28 protein-coding genes are annotated in these 22513 nt (G+C 43.5%); 22 read left to right on the top strand and 6 right to left on the bottom strand.

Annotated elements, in window-relative coordinates; genetic code table 11:
- The first annotated feature begins 114 nt into the window (after window positions 1-114).
- The 5 genes from hfq to OCV37_RS13705 are packed head-to-tail and all read left to right on the top strand — an operon-like array spanning window position 115 to window position 4172.
- On the top strand, window positions 115-375 hold the full coding sequence (gene hfq / locus OCV37_RS13725) for an RNA chaperone Hfq (RefSeq protein ID WP_021021730.1): 261 nt from the start codon (window positions 115-117) through the stop codon (window positions 373-375).
- 33 nt (window positions 376-408) lie between these two features.
- A complete protein-coding gene (gene hflX, locus OCV37_RS13720) occupies window positions 409-1698 on the top strand; it encodes a ribosome rescue GTPase HflX (RefSeq protein ID WP_038181278.1) in 1290 nt (429 codons plus the stop codon).
- 45 nt (window positions 1699-1743) lie between these two features.
- A complete protein-coding gene (gene hflK, locus OCV37_RS13715; RefSeq protein WP_038181283.1) occupies window positions 1744-2943 on the top strand; it encodes an FtsH protease activity modulator HflK in 1200 nt (399 codons plus the stop codon).
- A gap of 2 nt (window positions 2944-2945) precedes the next feature.
- Window positions 2946-3926: a protease modulator HflC gene (hflC, locus tag OCV37_RS13710; protein ID WP_038181286.1), complete on the top strand. Its 981-nt coding sequence runs from the start codon at window positions 2946-2948 to the stop codon at window positions 3924-3926.
- A gap of 57 nt (window positions 3927-3983) precedes the next feature.
- Window positions 3984-4172 carry a DUF2065 domain-containing protein gene (locus tag OCV37_RS13705; protein WP_038181361.1) on the top strand — a complete coding sequence of 63 codons (189 nt, stop codon included), beginning with the start codon at window positions 3984-3986 and terminating at the stop codon, window positions 4170-4172.
- A gap of 32 nt (window positions 4173-4204) precedes the next feature.
- Here OCV37_RS13705 and OCV37_RS13700 read toward each other — a convergent pair whose 3' ends face one another.
- Both OCV37_RS13700 and OCV37_RS13695 read right to left on the bottom strand, forming a co-directional pair.
- A complete protein-coding gene (locus OCV37_RS13700) occupies window positions 4205-4432 on the bottom strand; it encodes a SlyX family protein (protein ID WP_038181289.1) in 228 nt (75 codons plus the stop codon).
- A 4-nt stretch (window positions 4433-4436) separates the two neighbouring features.
- A complete protein-coding gene (locus OCV37_RS13695; RefSeq protein WP_038181292.1) occupies window positions 4437-5417 on the bottom strand; it encodes a WD40 repeat domain-containing protein in 981 nt (326 codons plus the stop codon).
- A gap of 138 nt (window positions 5418-5555) precedes the next feature.
- On the opposite strand from OCV37_RS13695, the gene fkpA reads away from it, so the two are divergent.
- The 15 genes from fkpA (at window position 5556) to rplI (ending at window position 15535) form a co-directional block, all read left to right on the top strand.
- Window positions 5556-6341 carry an FKBP-type peptidyl-prolyl cis-trans isomerase gene (gene fkpA / locus OCV37_RS13690; RefSeq protein ID WP_038181295.1) on the top strand — a complete coding sequence of 262 codons (786 nt, stop codon included), beginning with the start codon at window positions 5556-5558 and terminating at the stop codon, window positions 6339-6341.
- A gap of 194 nt (window positions 6342-6535) precedes the next feature.
- Window positions 6536-7258: a helix-turn-helix transcriptional regulator gene (locus OCV37_RS13685; protein ID WP_038181297.1), complete on the top strand. Its 723-nt coding sequence runs from the start codon at window positions 6536-6538 to the stop codon at window positions 7256-7258.
- The gene (gene tusD / locus OCV37_RS13680) at window positions 7255-7650 is read left to right on the top strand and encodes a sulfurtransferase complex subunit TusD (protein WP_038181299.1); all 396 of its coding nucleotides are present in this window, start codon (window positions 7255-7257) and stop codon (window positions 7648-7650) included. Before OCV37_RS13685 ends, tusD begins: the two co-directional genes overlap by 4 nt.
- Window positions 7647-8003: a sulfurtransferase complex subunit TusC gene (gene tusC / locus OCV37_RS13675; protein ID WP_038181301.1), complete on the top strand. Its 357-nt coding sequence runs from the start codon at window positions 7647-7649 to the stop codon at window positions 8001-8003. The genes tusD and tusC overlap by 4 nt, the downstream gene beginning before the upstream one ends.
- Window positions 8004-8011: 8 nt before the next feature.
- Window positions 8012-8287 carry a sulfurtransferase complex subunit TusB gene (gene tusB, locus OCV37_RS13670; RefSeq protein ID WP_038181302.1) on the top strand — a complete coding sequence of 92 codons (276 nt, stop codon included), beginning with the start codon at window positions 8012-8014 and terminating at the stop codon, window positions 8285-8287.
- 135 nt (window positions 8288-8422) lie between these two features.
- Entirely contained in the window at window positions 8423-8797 is a 375-nt protein-coding gene (gene rpsL / locus OCV37_RS13665; protein ID WP_038181303.1) for a 30S ribosomal protein S12, read from the top strand.
- 111 nt (window positions 8798-8908) lie between these two features.
- Window positions 8909-9379 carry a 30S ribosomal protein S7 gene (rpsG, locus tag OCV37_RS13660; protein WP_038181306.1) on the top strand — a complete coding sequence of 157 codons (471 nt, stop codon included), beginning with the start codon at window positions 8909-8911 and terminating at the stop codon, window positions 9377-9379.
- Window positions 9380-9454: 75 nt separating this feature from the next.
- Window positions 9455-11551 carry an elongation factor G gene (gene fusA, locus OCV37_RS13655; RefSeq protein ID WP_038181309.1) on the top strand — a complete coding sequence of 699 codons (2097 nt, stop codon included), beginning with the start codon at window positions 9455-9457 and terminating at the stop codon, window positions 11549-11551.
- Window positions 11552-11685: 134 nt separating this feature from the next.
- A complete protein-coding gene (tuf, locus tag OCV37_RS13650; protein WP_038181313.1) occupies window positions 11686-12870 on the top strand; it encodes an elongation factor Tu in 1185 nt (394 codons plus the stop codon).
- A gap of 296 nt (window positions 12871-13166) precedes the next feature.
- Entirely contained in the window at window positions 13167-13355 is a 189-nt protein-coding gene (locus OCV37_RS13645; protein WP_084717550.1) for a (2Fe-2S)-binding protein, read from the top strand.
- Between the two features lie 89 nt (window positions 13356-13444).
- Window positions 13445-13921 carry a bacterioferritin gene (gene bfr, locus OCV37_RS13640; protein ID WP_038186018.1) on the top strand — a complete coding sequence of 159 codons (477 nt, stop codon included), beginning with the start codon at window positions 13445-13447 and terminating at the stop codon, window positions 13919-13921.
- A gap of 196 nt (window positions 13922-14117) precedes the next feature.
- On the top strand, window positions 14118-14498 hold the full coding sequence (gene rpsF, locus OCV37_RS13635; RefSeq protein ID WP_038186020.1) for a 30S ribosomal protein S6: 381 nt from the start codon (window positions 14118-14120) through the stop codon (window positions 14496-14498).
- 8 nt (window positions 14499-14506) lie between these two features.
- Entirely contained in the window at window positions 14507-14809 is a 303-nt protein-coding gene (gene priB, locus OCV37_RS13630; protein ID WP_074374473.1) for a primosomal replication protein N, read from the top strand.
- Window positions 14810-14824: 15 nt separating this feature from the next.
- Window positions 14825-15052, top strand: a complete 228-nt coding sequence (gene rpsR, locus OCV37_RS13625) for a 30S ribosomal protein S18 (RefSeq protein ID WP_000090471.1) — start codon at window positions 14825-14827, stop codon at window positions 15050-15052.
- 33 nt (window positions 15053-15085) lie between these two features.
- Window positions 15086-15535: a 50S ribosomal protein L9 gene (gene rplI / locus OCV37_RS13620; RefSeq protein ID WP_038186024.1), complete on the top strand. Its 450-nt coding sequence runs from the start codon at window positions 15086-15088 to the stop codon at window positions 15533-15535.
- Between the two features lie 85 nt (window positions 15536-15620).
- Here the strand turns inward: rplI and OCV37_RS13615 are convergent, their stop codons facing one another.
- Window positions 15621-16376, bottom strand: coding sequence for a DUF481 domain-containing protein (locus OCV37_RS13615; protein WP_051680899.1), 756 nt, complete (start codon window positions 16374-16376; stop codon window positions 15621-15623).
- A 157-nt stretch (window positions 16377-16533) separates the two neighbouring features.
- Between OCV37_RS13615 and OCV37_RS13610 the strand changes: the two genes are divergently transcribed.
- A complete protein-coding gene (locus OCV37_RS13610) occupies window positions 16534-17946 on the top strand; it encodes a replicative DNA helicase (protein ID WP_038186026.1) in 1413 nt (470 codons plus the stop codon).
- A gap of 44 nt (window positions 17947-17990) precedes the next feature.
- Here the strand turns inward: OCV37_RS13610 and OCV37_RS13605 are convergent, their stop codons facing one another.
- Complete coding sequence (locus tag OCV37_RS13605) at window positions 17991-18410, bottom strand: secondary thiamine-phosphate synthase enzyme YjbQ (RefSeq protein WP_038186029.1); 420 nt, start codon at window positions 18408-18410, stop codon at window positions 17991-17993.
- A 309-nt stretch (window positions 18411-18719) separates the two neighbouring features.
- On the opposite strand from OCV37_RS13605, the gene pgi reads away from it, so the two are divergent.
- The gene (pgi, locus tag OCV37_RS13600; protein WP_038186032.1) at window positions 18720-20369 is read left to right on the top strand and encodes a glucose-6-phosphate isomerase; all 1650 of its coding nucleotides are present in this window, start codon (window positions 18720-18722) and stop codon (window positions 20367-20369) included.
- 80 nt (window positions 20370-20449) lie between these two features.
- On the opposite strand, the gene OCV37_RS13595 is transcribed toward pgi, so the two are convergent.
- Together OCV37_RS13595 and zur are read right to left on the bottom strand one after the other, a co-directional pair.
- Window positions 20450-20911 (bottom strand): chemotaxis protein CheX, encoded by a 462-nt coding sequence (locus tag OCV37_RS13595; protein ID WP_038186035.1) that lies wholly within the window; start codon window positions 20909-20911, stop codon window positions 20450-20452.
- A complete protein-coding gene (zur, locus tag OCV37_RS13590) occupies window positions 20901-21383 on the bottom strand; it encodes a zinc uptake transcriptional repressor Zur (RefSeq protein ID WP_157635102.1) in 483 nt (160 codons plus the stop codon). Before zur ends, OCV37_RS13595 begins: the two co-directional genes overlap by 11 nt.
- Window positions 21384-22513 lie beyond the last annotated feature (1130 nt).

Raw genomic sequence — 22513 nt, 5'->3', positions numbered from 1 at the left:
ACTTGAGTGTCTCAGGATGTTACTTTATTCGTTTAGCTCGGATGCAAAGGCTGCACAAAGCTTGGTGTACCACTAGCTAAATAATTAATACAAATAGAAAATAAGGAAAATAAAATGGCTAAGGGGCAATCTCTACAAGACCCATTCTTAAATGCATTACGTCGCGAGCGTATTCCTGTATCCATTTATTTGGTTAATGGTATTAAACTGCAGGGACAGATCGAATCGTTTGATCAGTTTGTCATTCTGTTGAAAAACACAGTGAATCAGATGGTCTATAAGCACGCTATTTCAACGGTTGTTCCAGCCCGTGCGGTAAGCCATCATGGTGATCGTCCTGCTAACGAGCGTTCATCAGATAAATCGGACGATTAATCATATACAAATATCTTATAAGGAGTTGATAGCTTGTTTGACCGTTATGAAGCCGGTGAGCGAGCCGTACTTGTTCATATCAACTTTACGCAAGAAGGGGAGTGGGAAGATCTCAGTGAATGTGAAATGCTGGTTAGTTCCGCTGGAGTCACGACACTACAAGTGATCACAGGTAGTCGTCAGGCTCCACACCCCAAGTACTACGTCGGTGAGGGTAAAGCTCAGGAAATTGCACAAGCGGTAATACAAACTGAAGCAGACGTTGTCATCTTCAACCATGCCCTTTCTCCTGCCCAAGAGCGCAATCTTGAAAAGTTGTGTCAATGTCGAGTGATTGATCGTACCGGATTGATCCTGGATATCTTTGCTCAGCGAGCACGAACCCATGAAGGGAAGCTTCAGGTCGAATTGGCTCAGCTTCGTCATTTGTCTACACGGCTTGTCCGGGGGTGGACACACCTTGAACGCCAGAAAGGCGGGATTGGTCTTCGTGGGCCCGGAGAAACGCAGTTAGAAACCGACCGACGTTTATTGCGTGAACGAATTAAAGCGATATTACGTCGCTTAGAAAAAGTTGCGAAGCAGCGAGAACAAGGGCGTAGAGCGCGTAACCGAGCTGAAGTACCGACGATATCTCTCGTTGGTTATACGAATGCTGGTAAATCGACACTATTTAACCGCATTACCGAAGCCGGTGTTTATGCTGCCGATCAGTTATTTGCCACATTGGATCCCACATTACGCAGAATTCAACTTGAAGATGTGGGTAATGCAATTTTGGCCGATACAGTAGGATTTATTCGTCATTTGCCCCACGATTTAGTGGCCGCTTTTAAAGCAACATTACAAGAAACTCAAGAAGCTGACATTTTGTTACATGTTGTAGATGCAAGTGATGAGCGTTTTCGCGACAATATAAGAGCTGTCGATGATGTACTTGCTGAAATTGAAGCAGATGAAGTTCCGGTTCTGTTGGTGATGAACAAGATCGACAATATGGAAAGTCAGCAACCCAGAATTGAACGAGATGATGAAGGCATCCCTCGGGTCGTTTGGGTTTCAGCAATGGAAGGACTTGGTATTGAGTTACTTTTCCAAGCGCTGACAGAACGGTTAGCCGGACAAATCGTTCAATATCAACTGTGTATCCCACCTGAACATCAGGGGCGCATGCGCAGCATCTTCTTCAAGAATCGGTCAATTTTGCAGGAATCATATGATCAACAAGGAAATTTATTAATTTCTATTCGTATGCAACAGGCGGATTGGTCTAGACTAGAAAAAAGAGAACACGCAGTTTTGTGTGACTTTATAGTTACTTAAAGGACTGCTACAGTATAACGTCATATCAAATGATGGAGATTACTAATGGCGTGGAATGAGCCTGGTAATAACGGTAATGGTAATAATGACCGTGACAAAGATCCGTGGGGCAATAAAGACCATGGTGATCGTGGTGGACGTGATCAGGGACCACCGGATCTGGATGAAGTCTTCAATAAATTGAGCCAAAAGATTAGCGGTAAATTTGGTAAGAAAGGAGGCGGTAACGGCAATAAAGGTTCCTCTTTTCCCGGTGGTGGTTCTATTGGATTTGGAATCATTGCTGTTATTGCTGTTGCAATTTGGTTTTTCTCCGGATTTTATACTATCGGTGAAGCCGAACGCGGCGTTTTACTGAGATTGGGTAAGTTTGATCACATCGTCAGTCCTGGTTTGAACTGGCGGGCCCGCTTTATTGATGAAGTGGAACCTGTCAATGTGCAGGCTATCCGTTCGTTACGGGCAACCGGTCTGATGCTGACAAAAGATGAGAATGTGGTCACCGTTGCGATGGATATTCAGTATCGGGTAGCCGATCCGTACAAATATCTCTATCAAGTCACAAGTGCTGACGATAGTTTACGTCAGGCAACGGACTCGGCATTGCGTGCCGTCATTGGTGACTCATTGATGGATAGCATTCTGACCAGTGGTCGTCAGCAGATTCGTGAAACGACTCAAAACACATTAAACGACATCATTAAGAAATATGATATGGGCTTAACGATTGTTGATGTGAACTTCCAGTCTGCACGTCCACCGGAGCAAGTTAAAGATGCATTTGATGACGCCATCGCAGCCCGAGAAGATGAAGAGCGTTTCATTCGTGAAGCGGAAGCCTATAAGAATGAGGTACTTCCTAAAGCAACCGGTCGTGCTGAGCGTCTGAAGAAAGAAGCGCAAGGGTATAGCGAGCGAGTGTTGAATGAAGCTTATGGTCAGGTTGCTCAGTTTGCCAAGCTCCTGCCTGAATATAAGGCTGCGCCAGAAGTGACAAGAAATCGTTTGTATATTGATACTATGCAGGCTGTCTATTCTCATTCATCGAAAGTTCTGATTGATTCGAAGTCGAGTGGTAATTTGCTCTATCTGCCAATTGATAAATTGTCAGGGAAGGGGGAAACGCAAACCAAGAGAGATTTGAAGTCATCCCCACTTTATGATCATATCGAACTTGAATCTCAGAAAAGTGATAATCAAGATGATGCTCAGTCACGCACTGGTTCACGACAAGGGAGATACTAAGAATGCGTAAGTTAATAATCCCTGTATTGGTGCTCCTTCTGATCGTTTTCCTCATGTCTGTGTTCGTCATTCATGAAGGAGAACGCGGTATTGTCGTTCGCTTTGGACGCGTTTTAAAAGATGGTGAAATTGCCCGTATCTATGATCCAGGCCTGCATTTTAAAATGCCTTTATTTGACCGGGTAAAAGTGCTTGAAGCCCGAATCCAGACCATGGATGGACGTTCTGACCGCTTTGTGACGGCCGAGAAAAAAGATGTCATTATCGATTCTTATGTGAAATGGCGGATTCAGGATTTTGGTACTTATTATCTGGCAACGGGAGGCGGGAGTTCTTTAACGGCTGAAGCGTTGTTGGAGAGAAAGGTAACGGACGTATTACGTTCGGAGATCGGTTCTCGAGAGATCAAACAGATCGTATCCGGTCCGCTGGATGATAATAATGTTTTACCTGACAGCGAGAATGCAGACGTCGTGACAACGGAAGCAGCAAAAGAAGCTTTGAAAATTGATGGTCAGCGTGACCAGATTATGGAAGAAGTTTTGCTGAGTACCCGTGAAAGTGCGATGAAAGATTTAGGTGTTTACGTTGTTGATTTTCGGATGAAAAAGATCAACTTGCCAGATGAAATCAGTGAGTCGATTTATAAACGGATGAGAGCGGAACGTGAGTCAGTCGCTCGTAAACACCGTTCTCAAGGCCGTGAGAAAGCGGAAATCATCAAGGCTCAGGCAGAGCTTGAGGTAGCAACGATTCTGGCTGAGGCCGATAAAACGGCTCGTGTAACCCGTGGTGAAGCAGATGCGAAAGCTGCTAAAATTTATGCGGATTCATACAGTCAAGATCCTGAGTTCTTTACTTTCCTGCGTTCTTTAAAGGCTTATGAAGAGTCTTTCAACCAGAAAAGTGATATTTTGGTGCTTGATCCGGACAGTGAGTTTTTCCGTTATATGAAAAACTCAAAAGGTAAAAATACAAAATAAGAACCAAGCATAGTATAAAGGCTCCTTTCGGAGCCTTTATTTATGGAATCAAATTTTATGTCGCATTCAATATGGTTAGCCGTCGGTTTATTGCTGATTGCTGAAGGACTTGGTCCATTACTGACGCCCGATGGCTGGCGCCGCATGATCTCCCAGTTAAGCCAACAACCCAATTCTTTGCTACGACGAATCGGCGGTTGCCTCGTTGTTGCCGGGATTGTGATTGTCTATTTTTATCTGTATTAGATAACTCAGGTGTTGGCTTATTATTGGTTAAGTCAATAATGGGGTGGCGGGGTCTCTTGGGATTGATCTGCAACCGGTGATTCGCCAACGTTTTTGAGCTTTCCGGCAATGAACTTCATTTGATCCTGCATCCGGGAAATCGTTTGCTGCTGCTGGCTGAGTGCTTGATTGAGTGCCTCAACAGTATCTTCCTGAAATGCCAACTGGCACTCCAAATCATTGATTCGAGCTTCTAGTCGTTCTATTTCTGCGGCGGCCATTTTATTACTCATTCAGTTCCCAAGCTTCTGCAATACCAGCTGAGTTTGCTGATATGACACGATGCTGTTGATCAAAGGCCACATCATACACGACAGAACGTGGTGGTGGATCTACTTTTGGCGGTTCCGTTGAAAATTTAGCAAGTTGTTTACCGCTTTGTGTATCCCAGACGGCAACATAGCCGGAAGGCGTCCCGGTAATGAGCTGTGCCCCATCATCAGAAAATCGAACGGTAGAAAATATAAGTTGTCTGGCAAAACTGTGGAGATGGGATACTTCTTGACCTGAATGTAAATCCCACACTCTGGCCTCATTTCCGCCATCGGATGTAAATGCAAACTTGCCGTCTCTCTGCAATGCGACCCGCACAACACGTTGTTCATGTTCAAACTTTCTTAGTATTTGACCTGATTTTGTATCCCATAGATAAGCCTGATAGTCGTTACCGCCGGTTAGGGCAAAACGTCCATTGGGGGATAATGCAACAGAGTTCACTTTCTCGTGATGTGCAAGGAACTCCATGCGTCTTCCGCTGACTAAGTCCACGTAAATGGCTTTTCCATTGGATAGACCCATAAGAACTTGTTCTCCATCTTTTGAGAGATCAATATCTCTGATGAGTCCGTCTGAAATAGACCAGAGCCCTTTAGACTGTGTCCAAGCTAAGTCCCAGACCGCGAAGTTATTCTGTCCGGCTGTAACGGCATAGCGATCGTTGTCTGAAATTCTAATTTTGGTCACAGTGCTATTTTGTTGATCGAGGGAGCCAAGTAGCGCGAGCCGCTTGTTTTCGGAAAGATCCCAGAGCTGGAGCTGATTTTTTTGAGAATAGGTCAGAGCAAAGCGACCATCTCGACTTAGGCCGAAAGCCGTTGCGCCTTCTGGGGTGATCTCCCATTTTTGAACAGGAGATGTGAAGAAAAAGCACCCATTTAACGTCACACTGACAATTAACATGAATAGATAAAGGGAAAATATTCGCATCAGTCTGAATTTCCATTGAGAGTTAAAGACATTCGAATCACATCACGTTATATTTATATAACAATGTGTTGCTCATCAGTTTTAGTCAAGAAATTATGAGTAATTACAAAAGGTTTGCCCACGTATTTGGAGAATTGAATGAAATCATTGTTAAAAGTATCGTTTCTTGCGGCCGCTGTAATACTTGCAGCTGGTTGCCAAGATAAAGAAAAACAAGAAACTCAAGCTGCAACTCAAGATGCAGCTAAACCAGCAGCGGTCCAGTTTAAGTCAGATGATGAAAAAGCAGCGTATGCTATCGGTGTCTCTTTTGCTAATTATCTGAATACAAGTCTTGAAAAGCCGAAAGAATATGGCATTACTCTGGACAAAGATATCGTGCTGCAAGGGATTCAAAATGCCTTCGCTGATAAATCAGCGATGACAGATGAAGATGCTCGTAAAGCATTGGAAGATTTCGATAAACGGCTAAATACATTGGCAACAACAAAAGCCAAAGAGAAAGCTGAAGCGAACAAAAAAGCCGGTGATGATTTCCGTGCCAAATTTGAAAAACAAGATGGTGTGAAGAAAACCAAGTCAGGACTGTTGTATCAAGTGATCACAAAAGGGACTGGTGAGACACCAAAAGCGACCGATACAGTTCAAGTCCATTATAAAGGGACATTGATCGATGGGACTCAGTTCGATAGCTCTTATGATCGTGGTGAACCTGCTACATTCCCGCTGGACCGTGTCATTCCCGGTTGGACGGAAGGTGTTCAGCTGATGAAAGTTGGCGCTAAATACAAGTTTGTCATTCCACCTGAACTGGCTTATGGCGACAGAGATACTCCGTCGATTCCTGCTGATTCAACCCTGGTGTTTGAAGTTGAGTTGTTGAAAGTTGAAAAAGCGGATGCCGCTAAGAAGACGAGTAAATAACAAGCAGTCATGGTGAAATAGCCGTTCTGAACAATTTATATGATGAAAGAGGTCTGATTATTCGGGCCTCTTTTTTTCGTGTGATGGATATAAATTTGTCTTAAATCAGTTGTTGATACGATAGCTTAGCAATACTTTAAAATTTTCTGATAAACTTACATTCATTTGTTGATATTTTTGAAGGCTGGGACAAAGTGGCGACGACAGAGACACTCAATGCTGACATGTTACTGGAAATTGAATCTGTGCATGTAAAACCGTTTACAGAGCATGATCAAATCATTCTCCGTTCTTATGAGGCTATTGTAGATGGTCTGGCAAGCCTAATCGGCCCTTTTTGTGAAATCGTATTACATTCACTGGAAGACTTGAATACATCTGCGATCAAAATCGCCAATGGTGAGAATACCGGTCGTCAGGTCGGTTCACCGATTACAGATTTAGCGTTAAAAATGCTGAAAGATATTGAAGGGTCTGAACGGAATTTTTCCCGCTCTTACTTTACCCGGGCAAAAGGTGGTGTATTAATGAAATCCATCACAATTGCGATTCGTAACGGTGATAATCGCGTGATTGGATTGTTGTGCATTAACGTGAATCTCGATGCGCCATTTTCCCAGATTCTGCAGTCATTTATGCCTAATCAAGATGCACAGGATGCGGCATCATCTGTCAATTTTGCCAGTGATGTTGAAGAATTGGTTGATCAGACCGTTGAGCGGACGATCGAAGAAATCAATGCGGATAAATCCGTGTCGAATAATACCAAGAATCGACAGATTGTGATGGCTTTATACGATAAAGGCATCTTTGATATTAAAGACGCGATCAATCGTGTTGCTGATCGTCTGAACATATCGAAACATACCGTGTACCTTTATATTCGTCAGCGTAAAACAGAGGACGATGAAAAGTGAGTGCTCTGACTTACACATTGGTTGTCAATGGACCACTGTACGGTACCCAGTCAGCCCGGAGTGCCTATCAGTTTGCACGCGCTTTACTCCAGAAAGGTCATACGCTGGTGAGCGTGTTTTTCTATCAGGACGGCGTGACGAACGGGACTTCATTATCTGTCCCAGCCAATGATGAGTTTGACCTGGCCAAAGCTTGGCAAAGTTTAGCGAAAGAACATTGTGTCAGTCTTGAAACTTGTGTCGCAGCTGCTTTGAGGCGAGGGATTTTGAGTGAAAAGGAAGCGACCCAACATTGTGTTTTTAAAGATAATCTGGCAGACGAGTTTGTGCAGGCCGGTCTTGGGAGCTTAGCCGAGGCCATGTTGACACAAGATAGGATCATACAATTTTGAATCGTTTGATTTATGTTTTTCAGCACGCACCTCATGGTCGAAGTTCCGGAAGAGAAGGTGTGGATGCGCTGTTAGCAGCCTCTGCTTATAGTGAAAACATTGCTGTCGTTTTCATTGGGGATGGTGTGCTGCAACTTCTTCAGGGGCAAGAAACAGACGAGATTCTCAGCAAAAACTATGCACCGATGCTCAAATTACTCGATTTGTACGACATCGATCAGGTCTTTGTGTCTCAGAGGGCATTAACCCAACGAGGTGTGACACAAGATGATTTGATCATCCCTGTGACGGTTGTGCAGGACGACACACTGACAGAAATATTGCATCAGGCCGATAAAATTTTGAGTTTTTGAGAAATATTATGCTCCATGTGATAAAAACAGATACCGCATTAAAACAAGTAACTCCCTACTATTCAGCGCAAGATGTTCTCCTTCTGATTGAAGACGCCGTATATGCTGCAAATCCGCTGCACTATGCATTCGAATGGTTGGCAGGAAAAACGGTATTTGTGCTAGAAGCCGATGTAAAAGCTCGAGGGATTTATCATCGGGTCAGTCCTTTGGCAACGATCATCGACTATTTGGGATTTGTTGAATTGACGGAACAACACCACACCACAATGACTTGGGAATAACTTTTCCTGCCTGCCTAAAAAAAAACTGTATATTTCTTGACACATCTAGCCGCGGTGCATAGAATTTTGCGTCCCTATTTGTATAGGGCATAGATTTTTCACAAAGCTTACTTTCAGTAAATCAGGAGCTAGTTAATGGCAACTATTAACCAGTTGGTTCGCAAACCTCGTGTGAAGCAAGTTGCAAAAAGCAACGTGCCAGCACTAGAAGCGTGCCCACAAAAACGTGGTGTATGTACTCGTGTATACACTACTACACCAAAAAAACCTAACTCAGCACTTCGTAAAGTATGTCGTGTACGTTTAACTAACGGTTTTGAAGTTACTTCATATATCGGTGGTGAAGGTCACAACCTACAAGAGCACAGTGTTGTGTTGATCCGTGGTGGTCGTGTTAAAGACCTTCCGGGTGTTCGTTACCACACTGTTCGTGGCGCACTTGACTGTGCGGGCGTTAATGACCGTAAACAAGGTCGTTCTAAGTACGGTGTGAAGCGTCCTAAATCTTAATGTTTCTCTGTTGAAATAAGCGTTAAGTAAGGCCAAACACTAATTTAAATATTAATTTTTGAAGAAACTGAAAAGTTTTGGATAACCTGAAGAAGACAACGGAGAATATCCATGCCACGTCGTCGCGTAATTGGTCAGCGTAAGATCCTTCCAGATCCGAAGTTCAAGTCTGAACTGCTGGCAAAATTCGTCAACATCCTTATGGTTGACGGAAAAAAATCAGTTGCAGAAAAGATTGTTTACACTGCATTAGATACTATGGCTGAGAAATCTGGTAAAGATCACTTAGCTGTATTCGAAGAAGCTCTTGAAAATGTTCGTCCAGCGGTTGAGGTTAAATCTCGTCGTGTGGGTGGTTCAACTTACCAAGTGCCTGTAGAAGTTCGTCCGGTTCGCCGTAACGCACTTGCTATGCGTTGGTTGGTTGAAGCTGCGCGTAAGCGTGGTGAGAAATCTATGGCTGCTCGTCTGGCTGCTGAAATGCTGGATGCTGCAGAAAACAAAGGCTCTGCGGTTAAGAAACGTGAAGACGTTCACCGTATGGCTGAAGCAAACAAAGCGTTTGCTCATTACCGTTGGTAATACCTCCTGTACTGCGGGGATACCCGCAGTACTTTTCTATTTTCTAAGGTCCACCTTAGTTAAGAGGATACAACCGTGGCTCGTAAAACTCCTATCGAGCGCTACCGTAACATCGGTATATGTGCTCATGTAGACGCAGGAAAAACAACCACTACTGAGCGTATTCTGTTCTACACCGGCCTGTCTCATAAAATCGGCGAAGTTCACGATGGTGCAGCAACCATGGACTGGATGGAGCAAGAGCAGGAACGCGGTATCACCATTACTTCTGCAGCAACGACCACATTCTGGCGTGGTATGCAGGCGCAATTCCCCGATCATCGCATCAATATTATCGATACTCCCGGACACGTTGACTTTACGATTGAAGTTGAGCGTTCTCTTCGTGTACTTGATGGTGCTGTGGTCGTTTTTTGTGGTGCCTCTGGTGTTGAACCTCAGTCTGAAACAGTATGGCGTCAGGCGGATAAATATCATGTTCCGAGATTAGTTTTCGTGAACAAGATGGACCGTGCTGGTGCAGATTTCTTGCGTGTGGTAAATCAAATTAAAGATCGACTAGGCGCAACACCTGTACCGATTCAGTTAAATATCGGTGCAGAAGATGAATTTAAAGGTGTTATTGACCTATTCAAAATGAAAGCCATCAACTGGAATGATGAAGATCAGGGCATGACTTTCACTTATGAGGATATCCCGGCGGATATGCTCGAACTGGCTGAAGAATGGCGTAGCCATATGGTGGAATCTGCCGCTGAAGCCAATGAAGAATTGATGGACAAATACCTTGAAGAGGGCGAGTTAAGCGAAGACGAGATTAAACTTGGTTTGCGGACTCGGACTCTGAATAATGAAATTGTTCTGGCGACTTGCGGTAGTGCATTTAAAAACAAAGGGGTTCAGGCTGTTCTGGATGCCGTCATCGAATTTTTACCATCACCTATTGATGTTCCATCAATTAAAGGTGTTGATGATCATGAAAATGAGATTGAGCGCCATGCCGATGATACTGAACCGTTTTCAGCACTTGCATTTAAGATCGCAACGGACCCATTTGTGGGTACTTTGACCTTCGTTCGGGTTTATTCCGGTGTATTAAATTCTGGTGATGCAGTTTATAACTCGGTCAAACAAAAGCGTGAACGGGTTGGACGTATCGTTCAGATGCATTCAAACAAACGTGAAGAAGTCAAAGAAGTTCGTGCCGGTGATATTGCTGCCGCGATTGGCTTGAAAGACGTCACCACTGGTGACACGCTTTGCGATCAGAATCATAAGGTTATTCTGGAACGCATGGAGTTCCCAGAACCGGTGATTCAAATCGCTGTAGAGCCACGCTCTAAAGCGGATCAGGAAAAGATGGGGATTGCGCTAGGAAAACTGGCGGCTGAAGATCCATCATTCCGCGTTGAAACTGATGCTGAAACGGGTCAGACTCTGATATCTGGTATGGGTGAACTTCACTTGGATATCATTGTTGACCGGATGAAGCGTGAGTTTAGCGTGGATTGCAACGTGGGCAAACCTCAGGTTGCTTATCGTGAAACCATTCGTGGTCGAACGGAAGTCGAAGGCAAGTTTGTTCGTCAGTCTGGTGGACGTGGTCAATATGGTCATGTATGGCTGAAAATTGAGCCCTCAGAACCGGGTGAAGGTTTTGTCTTTGTTGACGAAATTGTGGGTGGGGCAATTCCGAAGGAATTCATTAATCCAGTCGCAAAAGGTATCGAGGAACAAATGAATAACGGTGTGCTCGCTGGTTATCCTGTCTTGGATATCAAAGCAACACTGTTTGATGGTTCATTCCACGATGTCGATTCAAGTGAGATGGCGTTTAAGATCGCTGGCTCAATGGCATTCAAGAAAGGTGCGCTGCAAGCAAACCCAGTGATTCTTGAACCGCTGATGAAAGTTGAAGTAACTACACCAGAAGATTGGATGGGGGATGTCGTCGGTGATTTGAACCGTCGTCGTGGTCTCATTGAAGGTATGGATGATGGCCCTGCGGGACTGAAAATTATTCATGCCAAAGTACCACTTTCTGAGATGTTTGGTTACGCAACAGACCTGCGTTCTGCGACTCAAGGCCGCGCTTCGTATTCGATGGAATTCTCTGAATACGCAGAAGTGCCGAAAAACATTGCTGATGCAATTGTCGCTGAGCGTGGTTAACCTTTATTTGTCGCAAATAGTGGTTAATAACGAATCTATTGCGTTGACGTACGTTGACGCATAAAATAGCAATTTCTGGCGCACTTTAAGTGTACGTTACTTAGAGTGAATCATAACTAGGAAGGAACACGATCGTGTCTAAAGAAAAATTTGAACGTACGAAACCGCACGTAAACGTTGGTACTATCGGCCACGTTGACCACGGTAAAACAACATTAACAGCAGCAATCTGTACAGTACTTTCTAAAGTATACGGCGGAGCAGCACGTGACTTTGCGTCAATCGATAACGCCCCAGAAGAGCGTGAGCGCGGCATCACGATCTCTACTTCACACGTAGAGTACGATACACCGACACGTCACTACGCACACGTAGACTGTCCTGGACACGCGGACTATGTTAAAAACATGATCACCGGTGCAGCACAGATGGACGGTGGTATCCTAGTTGTTGCTGCGACAGATGGCCCAATGCCACAAACTCGTGAGCACATTCTCTTAGGCCGTCAGGTTGGTATTCCTTACATCATCGTTTTCATGAACAAATGTGACATGGTTGATGATGAAGAGCTGCTAGAACTTGTAGAAATGGAAGTTCGTGAACTGCTTTCAGAATACGATTTCCCAGGAGATGACCTACCAGTTATCCAAGGTTCAGCACTGGGTGCACTGAACGGTGAAGAGCAGTGGGAGAAGAAGATTGTTGAGTTGGCAGAAGCTCTTGACAGCTACATCCCAGAGCCAGAGCGTGTGATCGACCAAGCATTCCTGCTGCCAATCGAAGATGTATTCTCAATCCAAGGCCGTGGTACAGTTGTGACAGGTCGTGTAGAGCAGGGAATCATCCGAGTTGGTGACGAAGTTGAAATCATTGGTGTGAAAGATACGACGAAGACAACATGTACAGGTGTAGAGATGTTCCGTAAGCTGCTTGACGAAGGTCGTGCAGGTGAGAACGTTGGTGTGTTGCTCCGTGGAACGAAGCGTGACGAAGTAGAACGTGGTCAGGTACTGGCTAAACCAGGTTCAATCACGCCACACACGAAATTCGAATCAGAAGTATACGTGTTGTCAAAAGATGAAGGTGGTCGTCATACGCCATTCTTCAAAGGTTATCGTCCACAGTTCTACTTCCGTACAACGGACGTTACAGGTAGCATCGAGTTGCCAGCAGGCGTAGAGATGGTTATGCCAGGCGATAACATTCAGATGACAGTTGAACTGATTGCGCCAATCGCGATGGACGAAGGTCTACGTTTTGCGATCCGTGAAGGTGGCCGTACAGTTGGCGCTGGTGTTGTAGCAAAAATCATCGCATAATGATTTGAGCTCGATACGAGTTAGAAAAAGGGAAACCAATGGTTTCCCTTTTTTACTGTTATTGTCCCGGACGAAAACAGGCTGGTATAAACATAGAATAACCCCATCCGAGAATAGTACTAGGTCACGGTTCAAAGCAGTGACATCTAATCTTCCTTTGCGAAAATATTGCCATTCACAGTGACTCTCCGCCAACATCGTGTTCTATCGTTATAAAAGACTGAAATTCAGATATGGAAATAGTAACGATTATCGTTTATATTTGTATTGTGTTTTCCATATAGTGTTGTGCCGTTATGATTGTTTGTCTTTGTCATTCTGTTTCTGATAAAAAACTGCGACAGCTCGTTCTTGAAGAGGGTATCAGTGATATGAAAGGAATTCGGCGCTGTACTGCACTAGGGAGTCAATGCGGAAAGTGTGTTCGTCACGCTAAGGATATATTGAACGAAACGGTTGCATCGCAGTATAAACAAGTGAGTTAGTTAAAACTAATCGTCTGTTTTTACAGATTAAAAATTGACACTTCTCTATTGGGTTGTAAAGTTAATAGACTCAAAGAGGAGATTTTGTCATGAAAGGCGATCCAGTAATTATTCAACATCTGAACAAAATTCTGGCCAATGAGCTGATTGCAATCAACCAGTATTTTCTACATGCTCGAATGTATAAAGATTGGGGACTCAAACAGCTGGCAGACAAAGAGTATCATGAGTCTATCGATGAGATGAAACATGCTGATCATTTGATTGAGCGGATACTATTCTTAGAAGGGCTCCCAAACCTGCAGGATTTGGGAAAACTTATGATTGGTGAAGATACCAAAGAAATGCTCGAGTGTGATCTTAAATTAGAGATGACCGCGATTCCTGATTTGAAAGAGGCGATAGCTTACGCTGAAAACATCCGCGATTATGTTTCCAGAGATCTGTTTCTCGATATCCTGGCTGATGAAGAAGAACATGTTGACTGGCTTGAAACCCAGCTTGGTTTAATTGAAATGACTGGGTTAGAAAACTATCTTCAAGCACAGTTTGTTGATGAAGATTAATCGGATGAATAGCTAGGACGAGCCATCGGCTCGTCCTTTGTTTTATGGTACTTCTGTCTCACATTTCTCTTGCTAATACTGCTTCCTTTCTGTACTATTCGTCCTCTTAAATTCCTGGTCACTTACTTTATCGTTCCTTGCTTCCTCTGGACGACCGGGCCAATTGTGGAAGCTGAATAATCCGTAAGGAGCAAACATGCGTCATTACGAAATCGTATTCATGGTGCACCCAGATCAAAGCGAGCAAGTTGCTGGCATGATCGAGCGTTACACTGGTTCTATCACTGAAGCTGGCGGTACAATTCACCGTCTAGAAGATTGGGGACGTCGTCAACTTGCATACCCAATTAATAAACTGCACAAAGCTCACTATGTTCTGATGAATGTAGAAGCTGAGCAGTCAGTTGTTGATGAACTGGAAACTGCTTTCCGTTTTAACGATGCAGTTCTGCGTAACATGATTATGCGTACTAAGTCAGCTGTAACTGAACCATCAATCATGCTGAAAGCTCGTGAAGAGCGTTCTAAGCGTGATGAAGTGAGATCAGAAGACAACAATGCAGAGGCTGCTGAGTAATTGAATCTATGACCAATCGAATGGAACTTAGCGGTACGATTGTCAAGCATCCCATTCGAAGCCAGAGTCCGTCAGGCATCGAACATTGTCGCTTTTGGTTAGAGCATCGTTCGGTTGCTGTTGAAGCGGATTTACCTAGACAGGTTTATTGTCGAATGCCCGTCGTGGTTAGTGGTCAGAGGTCACAGTCTTTCACTCACAACTTAGTACAGGGCAGCAGTATCAAGGTAAGTGGTTTTGTCACTTATCAGACCGACCGGAATGGTGTTGGAAAATTGGTACTTCATGCTCAAGAGATTACTCAAATTTAGATCAGGAGATAGCCCATGGCTCGTTTCTTCCGTCGTCGTAAATTCTGCCGTTTTACTGCAGAAGGCGTCCAAGAGATTGATTACAAAGATGTAGCAACTCTTAAAAACTATATTACTGAAGCTGGTAAAATCGTACCAAGCCGTATCACTGGTACTAGCGCTAAATATCAGCGTCAGCTAGCTCGTGCTATTAAGCGTGCTCGCTACCTAGCTCTATTGCCATACACTGACAAGCATCAGTAATCGGCACCGTTTATTAAGAAAGAGGATTAAACAATGCAAGTTATTCTACTTGATAAAATCGGTAACCTAGGTGGTCTTGGTGATACAGTCAACGTAAAATCTGGTTATGCTCGTAACTTTCTTATCCCTCAAGGTAAAGCAGTTATGGCAACTAAAGCAAACGTTGAGATGTTTGAGCACCGTCGTGCCGAATTAGAAGCCCAAGTTGCTGAGCAACTGGCTGCTGCACAATCACGCGCGGACAAAGTAAACGCTCTGGAAGCGGTTGTGATTGCATCAAAATCTGGCGAAGAAGGTAAACTGTTCGGTTCTATCGGTACTCGCGATATTGCTGATGCAGTAACTGCTGCTGGTGTTCAAGTGAGCAAGAGTGAAGTTCGTCTTCCTGAAGGTGCTCTACGTAACGTCGGTGAGTATGACATCAGCATTCAACTTCATTCTGAAGTGTTTGCAGAAGTTAAACTACAGGTTGTTGCTGAATAATTTTCCAGCCGTTTCCGTATAAAAACACCAGCTTAGGCTGGTGTTTTTTTATGTCTTTAGAAACCGGATAATGCTGTTTCGGTGTTCAAAAATGGTAGACCACATTGATCGATGTTGCACTGTCCGCTTTTTTAAGGCTATCTGGAACACGTGAGTGATAGGAGCGCGAGTAATCGAGCTTTAAGGCGAGATTTTGGGTGATATCATTGGTCAGACTGACATTGGTGGTCATGAGTGTGTTGCTGTCACCGGAGACGACAGTAATATCGCTGCCTAGTGTCACGGTTTTTGTCAAACTCCAGTCGATTCTGGCATTTCCTCGAACAATGGGTTCCCTGACTGTTTCCGGGAAAATCAGGTCTTTAGAACTAAGTTCGTCGAGGTTCGGCTTTTGATACCGATAACCGGGACCCAGCTCAAGCTCAATGGTGAGTTGATCGGTATGTGTCAATTGATAACCGTAACCTGCCGAGAAGGTATAGTCCTTAAAATAAGCACTGTATTTGGAATCAATTCCGTTAAAACTTCCATACACATAACCTTTCGGGCTGACTTTGTAGTCGGACTGGAGCGTATAAGTGGATTTTCTCTTGTATTCACCACCATATTTATCCAGTCGGTAAAACTCCCATTTGCCTGTCGTCCGGTGTCTTCCTTCGGTATATTCAGCCAATATATTCACATTGAGCGATTCTGTATTGGTATTACCTGAATGCCTCTGGTAGCCGAGCTCGACCTGCCCCTGAAGCGGAGAAGGCAACTCTTGCTCTTTTGATTCTTCTTCTGCATGAACAGTACTGATAACACAAAGACTGAAGGGTATCAGCCAACACCTAAACACACGAGACCTCTAAAGACTGACCATTATTAAGCTAGGAACAATACTAGAGTGAATCACTTGGTCAATAGTCAGTTCTGGGTTAATTCTGCATGAGATAATTACAAATACGATATTCTCGTTATAATGGGCACACTTTGTCGAGCTATTGAGAAAAGTCATGGTTAATACCAAGTTTGAAAACAGAAATCGTAAGCAAACTGACGCCCAAGTTGAAGGTATCAAAATGCCTCCCCATTCACTGGAAGCGGAGCAATCCGTTCTGGGAGGATTACTACTGGATAATGAGCGGTGGGACACCGTGGCCGAACGTGTCGTGACCAGTGACTTTTTCAGCCGTCCACATCGTTTGATCTTTGATGGGATTAAATCGATTCTGGAAGGGGGCAAACCGCTGGATCTGATTACACTCTCTGAGTTTCTGGAACAACGTGAACAACTGGAAGATGTCGGTGGTTTTGCCTACCTGACCGACCTGGCTAAAAATACGCCGAGTGCTGCAAATATTAATGCATATGCAGATATTGTGGCTGAGCGAGCTTTGGTACGTAACCTCATTGGGGTTGCGAATGAAATTGCTGATGCCGGCTATGATCCGCAGGGCCGCAGTTCAGAGGATCTGTTGGACTTTGCGGAAAGTAAAGTTTTTGCCATTGCAGAGTCTCGGACCAATGAAAATGAAGGCCCGCAAAATGTCGATTCGATTTTAGAGAAAACGTTAGAGAGAATCGAAATTTTGTATAAAAGCCCTCAGGATGGTGTTACGGGGGTGAATACCGGTTTTACTGATTTGAACAAAAAGACGGCTGGTTTGCAGCCCTCAGACTTAATTATTGTCGCTGCGCGTCCATCAATGGGGAAAACAACCTTCGCGATGAACTTGTGTGAAAATGCGGCGATGGAGCAAGATAAACCCGTTTTAATTTTTTCTCTGGAGATGCCTTCTGAGCAGATCATGATGCGGATGCTGGCGTCTTTATCTCGTGTCGATCAAACCAAGATTCGAACCGGTAATCTGGATGATGAGGATTGGGCCAGAATTTCGTCCACCATGGGAATTCTCATGGAAAAGAAAAATATGTTCATTGATGACAGCTCGGGCCTGACCCCCACTGAACTTCGTTCACGAGCACGCCGGGTTGCACGGGAGCATGGCGGATTATCACTCATCATGGTTGACTACCTGCAATTGATGCGGGTTCCGGCGCTGTCCGATAACCGGACGCTGGAAATTGCAGAAATCTCTCGCTCCCTGAAAGCATTGGCGAAAGAGTTAAATGTCCCTGTGGTCGCTCTGTCTCAGTTAAACCGCTCGCTGGAGCAACGGGCAGACAAACGACCGGTTAACTCGGATCTGAGGGAATCGGGGTCTATCGAGCAGGATGCCGACTTGATTATGTTTATTTACCGTGATGAAGTCTATCATCCGGATAGTGCCATGAAAGGCACCGCTGAAATCATTCTCGGTAAGCAACGGAATGGTCCGATTGGTTCGGTACGCTTAACATTTCAGGGGCAATATTCCCGTTTTGATAACTACGCAGGGCCTGCATTTGATTTTGATGATGAGTGATGATTTTCACTCATCAAGCTGATCGTTCAGATAAAAGACGACGGTTATTCTCCTGAGATGGTTGCAATAAGCTTGCGCTGTCCGCCATGATTTCTATGTTCCCCCAAATAGATTCCCTGCCAGATTCCCATTGCCAGCTCTCCCTGAGTAATCGGGATCGTCAGGCTTGCCCCCAGCGTGGATGATTTTATATGAGCGGGCATGTCATCATCCCCTTCATAGGTGTGTCGATAGTATGGTGCTCTTTCTGGAATACTGCGGTTAAAGTGGGCTTCCATATCATCCCGAACCGTCGGATCCGCGTTTTCATTAATACTTAAACTGGCTGATGTATGCTGAATAAACAAATGGAGCAGACCGACAGAAATCGACTGAAGTTGGGGGAGTTGTTCGACCACTTCGTCTGTAATCAGATGAAATCCTCGTTGTTTCTCCTGAAGATAGATGATGGTTTGTGACCACATTGTAAGCACCTGTTAGAACGATTGTTAATTTCACGCGTGTCTGTATAGTGGGATGTTTCTAGTTACCGTACAATCACTTTTTTGTACCAATGGAATAAAAATTGACTCGTCTGATTTGAGCTAAAACATAATTTCGCTCTGAAAATTAAGTATAATCAGCGAATCGGATACAAATCGAAATATAGCTGTGACCTTGTTAGGTGTATTGGTGCGCATGCTGCAATTGGTTTGTTTTTTGTCTTTGGAATTCTGTAACGATCGCTCATGCTGCTCGGCAGAATAGGACCTATTAAATTCGGGATAGATACCATGCTAAAAAATATCAACCCAACAGAAACACAGGCCTGGAAAGCACTGTCTGCTCATTTTGAATCAATGAAAGGTGTCGACTTAAAAACACTTTTCAGCCAAGACAGTCAGCGCTTTGAAACGTTCTCTCTACGTTTTGGCGATGATATTCTGGTCGATTATTCTAAAAACCTCATCAATGAAGAGACGCTGAAACTCTTATTGGCGCTGGCAGAAGAAACAGACCTGAAAAGCGCAATGGAAGCGATGTTCAGTGGTGAAAAAATTAACCGGACAGAAGACCGGTCTGTGTTGCATGTAGCGTTGCGGAATCGTTCCAATACACCAATTTATTCAGATGGTGAAGACGTGATGCCGGCAGTCAATGCTGTGCTGGAGAAAATGAAGCACTTCTCCGAACGGATTATTTCCGGTGAGTGGAAAGGGTATACCGGCAAGGCAATCACGGATGTTGTGAACATCGGTATCGGCGGTTCTGATTTAGGACCATATATGGTTACGGAAGCTCTGAAGCCATATAAAAATCACCTGAATATGCATTTTGTCTCTAATGTTGACGGCACACATATCGTTGAAGTGCTCAAGCAGGTTAATCCAGAAACAACATTATTCCTCGTTGCGTCTAAAACATTTACGACTCAGGAAACAATGACCAATGCGCACACCGCACGTGATTGGTTCCTTGCCGAAGCAAAAGATGAATCTCAAGTCGCGAAGCACTTTGCAGCACTTTCAACCAATGCTGAAGCCGTTGCTGCTTTTGGGATTGATACCGACAATATGTTCGAGTTCTGGAACTGGGTTGGTGGCCGTTATTCTTTATGGTCTGCCATTGGCTTGTCGATCATTTTGGGGATTGGTTTTGATAACTTTGTCGAATTACTTGCTGGTGCCCATGAAGTCGATCAGGCATTCGTATCGACACCGTTTGAGAAAAATATCCCGGTATTATTGGCACTGATTGGTATTTGGTACAACAACTTCTACGGTGCTGAGTCGGAAGCAATTCTGCCTTATGATCAGTATATGCACCGTTTTGCGGCCTATTTCCAGCAGGGGAATATGGAATCGAATGGTAAATATGTCGATCGTAATGGTCAGCCGGTTGATTATCAGACCGGGCCGATTATCTGGGGTGAACCGGGTACCAATGGTCAACATGCTTTCTATCAGTTGATTCACCAAGGTACAAAAATGATTCCTTGTGATTTTATTGCCCCAGCGGTTTCACATAATCCGACATCGGATCATCATCCGAAACTGTTGTCTAACTTCTTCGCACAAACAGAAGCTTTGGCGTTTGGTAAAACCAAAGAACAAGTGGAAGCTGAATTCATTGCCGCTGGCAAAACCGCAGAGGAAGTCGCTGAACTTGTTCCGTTTAAAGTATTTGAAGGGAATCGTCCGACGAACTCCATCTTGGTGAAGCAAATCACTCCGCGTGTACTGGGTCAGTTGATTGCCATCTATGAACATAAGATCTTCACACAGGGAGCAATCTGGAACATCTTCACTTTTGATCAGTGGGGTGTTGAACTCGGTAAGCAACTAGCCAATGCAATTTTGCCTGAGTTGGAAAGTGATGAGCAAGTGACATCTCATGACAGTTCAACCAATGGACTGATTAATGCGTATAAAGCCCTTCGTTAAGACGAACATTTAGCGTGATATAAAAGTAAACAGGAGCTGGCAAAACCAGCTCCTGTTTTTACATCGGTATGAATCGAAAACTACTCGAAGCAGATCTCGATAAATGCATTTCCCCAAGTCGAGGTGAAAGGCATGATAATAATTGCCCCTTCGCACTTGTGACGAATCGTGTGGCCACGACCTGATACGACAACCGGCGTTGCCATATTGAAATCGAAGCCACTTTCAGCGAGGATTCTTTTAGCTCCGCCTGTCACCATATTGGTGATTTCACCCACCATATCCGTCACTTCTTCATTCAAGCCATTCGGGCGTTCGCCCAACATGTTTTGCATGATTTCCAGTGCGAGGCTTTCATCAAAAGTAATCGACATCGATCCCCGGGTTTGATCGCCAACCATCCCGATCAGTCCCGAAATATCACCTCGAGCAATTTCATCTTTTTTTACTCTTGGCTTTTGAGGTTTCAATTCAAGTGAAGCCATGGTTTTTAACACGTTCATCAGAGACGCTAAAAACGGATTTACAAACTCAGCGCGCATAATCTTTTACTGTTTCTCTCTTTGTTTCTGAGGAGCACGTTTGGCAAATACCATGAGATTCAATGACATGGTTTGTAATCTTAAATCCGTGCTTCTCTGCATTATGTTCCAGAGATAAGACCAATGTCTCATCCTGAAGTTCGGTCACATCACTACATTGTTTGCAGATTAAAAGATGTGAGAAGTGTTTATGTGCATTACAAGAGCAACATGAAATGTAGCTGTTGGTTGACTCTACACGGTGGATAAAGCCCTGTCCCATCAGAAAATCGAGCGCCCGATAAACGGTCGGTGGTTTTGCCTGAGGTTCACTTTGCTGTAACGCTTCAAGCAGCTCATAGGCACTGGATGCCTTTCTACTGGAACAGATAAGCTCAAACACTCGCTTACGTTGAGATGTCAACCGGACACCTCTTGCGGCACATATCTCTTCTATCTGTTTAGTTAAATTGTGGTCCAAATTCATCACCATAACCACTGGAGTCTTTTAATAATATACTATTTCAACTGTAATATCGTTCAACTTTTCTAATATTTCCTAGTGTAACAGCTATTATCCTGTCAGTAGAGCAAGATTCTCTCAGATGTGTTTGAGACATCGTTATTCAGGTAAAAGGAATGAGCTATCTGACTCCCTCCTTTATACCGTATATCTGGGTTCATAGTTTTGTCCGTGATCCAATTTATTTAAAAGCACTGTGTCGTTTTGTACCTATCAGAAGCAGAAGGCAAATTTTCAGATGCCTTTCTGGTGGCGAATACCTTTCCCTGAGTGATGTGGTTGTGCGGTTTGCCTGAACGAGACGTAAAGAGAGATGGTTTCAGATGATAATGTATTTTAATTCATATGCGAACATTGATTATTGTTGTCCGTTCACTCGTAGAGTATGGCATATAAGTTCGGTCTGAAACTGAAAAGTTTTTATTAGATAAAAGATGATTCTATTTTTATATTGATCATATTTAATATTGTTGTTTTTAATGGGGTGGAATTAATAATATTCACTCGTATCAGTATGTTGTTTTTATATGTATGTTTTATGAATTTTTTACGAAATAACATATAAAACAAATTTCACTTATCTAGTTTTTTTCGAGTTTTTACACTAATTACGTTGGTGGTATTGATGTGTTTTTAAAATGTATCTACCGAGATGGTTCTTTTTTGTTGTCATATTAAATATGATTTTTGTCATTATCTGATTTTATTTTAAACAATGAGCAAAAAATAAGCTTTAACCTTTCTCTCTCATTCAATGATTCGATGGGTTTATATTTGAAATATCTCGGTGGATATCATGAAAAATATGAAAAATCGGTAATTATATTTGAAGGTGATCAAGTTTTTAAAAAATAATCTTTGTTTCAGTTGAGAATTACGAAATGTGAGATACGGCAATCATAGAAGCTAAACCATTTTATATGTTGATTTTTTGTTTCATGTTGGTTTTTTGTTTTTCTTTAGTGTTGATTTTGTTTATTTAATTCTTATTTTTGATCTGGTTAGACCATAAGTTGAAGTATAATTCTTTTATATTCATAAATTATAAATCGTTGGGTTCTTATCTATCTATTTGTTTTTAAAGGGTTGAGATGGTTTTT

This window comes from Vibrio rhizosphaerae, from assembly GCF_024347095.1.
Classification (GTDB): domain Bacteria; phylum Pseudomonadota; class Gammaproteobacteria; order Enterobacterales; family Vibrionaceae; genus Vibrio; species Vibrio rhizosphaerae.
The sequence above is the reverse complement of the archived record's forward strand: the minus strand, read 5'-3'. Positions and strand labels throughout refer to the sequence as shown.

What these genes read in the sequence shown, in the direction of transcription:
- rpsG (WP_038181306.1), top strand. Translation starts at nt 8,909, where the DNA reads ATGCCACGTCGTCGCGTAATTGGTCAGCGTAAGATCCTTCCAGATCCG.
- bfr (WP_038186018.1), top strand. Translation starts at nt 13,445, where the DNA reads ATGAAAGGCGATCCAGTAATTATTCAACATCTGAACAAAATTCTGGCC.
- pgi (WP_038186032.1), top strand. Translation starts at nt 18,720, where the DNA reads ATGCTAAAAAATATCAACCCAACAGAAACACAGGCCTGGAAAGCACTG.
- rpsL (WP_038181303.1), top strand. Translation starts at nt 8,423, where the DNA reads ATGGCAACTATTAACCAGTTGGTTCGCAAACCTCGTGTGAAGCAAGTT.
- rpsF (WP_038186020.1), top strand. Translation starts at nt 14,118, where the DNA reads ATGCGTCATTACGAAATCGTATTCATGGTGCACCCAGATCAAAGCGAG.
- OCV37_RS13595 (WP_038186035.1), bottom strand. Translation starts at nt 20,911, where the DNA reads ATGCGCGCTGAGTTTGTAAATCCGTTTTTAGCGTCTCTGATGAACGTG.
- OCV37_RS13645 (WP_084717550.1), top strand. Translation starts at nt 13,167, where the DNA reads ATGATTGTTTGTCTTTGTCATTCTGTTTCTGATAAAAAACTGCGACAG.
- hflC (WP_038181286.1), top strand. Translation starts at nt 2,946, where the DNA reads ATGCGTAAGTTAATAATCCCTGTATTGGTGCTCCTTCTGATCGTTTTC.
- OCV37_RS13705 (WP_038181361.1), top strand. Translation starts at nt 3,984, where the DNA reads ATGTCGCATTCAATATGGTTAGCCGTCGGTTTATTGCTGATTGCTGAA.
- OCV37_RS13610 (WP_038186026.1), top strand. Translation starts at nt 16,534, where the DNA reads ATGGTTAATACCAAGTTTGAAAACAGAAATCGTAAGCAAACTGACGCC.
- fkpA (WP_038181295.1), top strand. Translation starts at nt 5,556, where the DNA reads ATGAAATCATTGTTAAAAGTATCGTTTCTTGCGGCCGCTGTAATACTT.
- rplI (WP_038186024.1), top strand. Translation starts at nt 15,086, where the DNA reads ATGCAAGTTATTCTACTTGATAAAATCGGTAACCTAGGTGGTCTTGGT.
- OCV37_RS13700 (WP_038181289.1), bottom strand. Translation starts at nt 4,432, where the DNA reads ATGGCCGCCGCAGAAATAGAACGACTAGAAGCTCGAATCAATGATTTG.
- zur (WP_157635102.1), bottom strand. Translation starts at nt 21,383, where the DNA reads ATGGTGATGAATTTGGACCACAATTTAACTAAACAGATAGAAGAGATA.
- OCV37_RS13695 (WP_038181292.1), bottom strand. Translation starts at nt 5,417, where the DNA reads ATGCGAATATTTTCCCTTTATCTATTCATGTTAATTGTCAGTGTGACG.
- tusB (WP_038181302.1), top strand. Translation starts at nt 8,012, where the DNA reads ATGCTCCATGTGATAAAAACAGATACCGCATTAAAACAAGTAACTCCC.
- hflK (WP_038181283.1), top strand. Translation starts at nt 1,744, where the DNA reads ATGGCGTGGAATGAGCCTGGTAATAACGGTAATGGTAATAATGACCGT.
- OCV37_RS13605 (WP_038186029.1), bottom strand. Translation starts at nt 18,410, where the DNA reads ATGTGGTCACAAACCATCATCTATCTTCAGGAGAAACAACGAGGATTT.
- rpsR (WP_000090471.1), top strand. Translation starts at nt 14,825, where the DNA reads ATGGCTCGTTTCTTCCGTCGTCGTAAATTCTGCCGTTTTACTGCAGAA.
- hfq (WP_021021730.1), top strand. Translation starts at nt 115, where the DNA reads ATGGCTAAGGGGCAATCTCTACAAGACCCATTCTTAAATGCATTACGT.
- priB (WP_074374473.1), top strand. Translation starts at nt 14,507, where the DNA reads ATGACCAATCGAATGGAACTTAGCGGTACGATTGTCAAGCATCCCATT.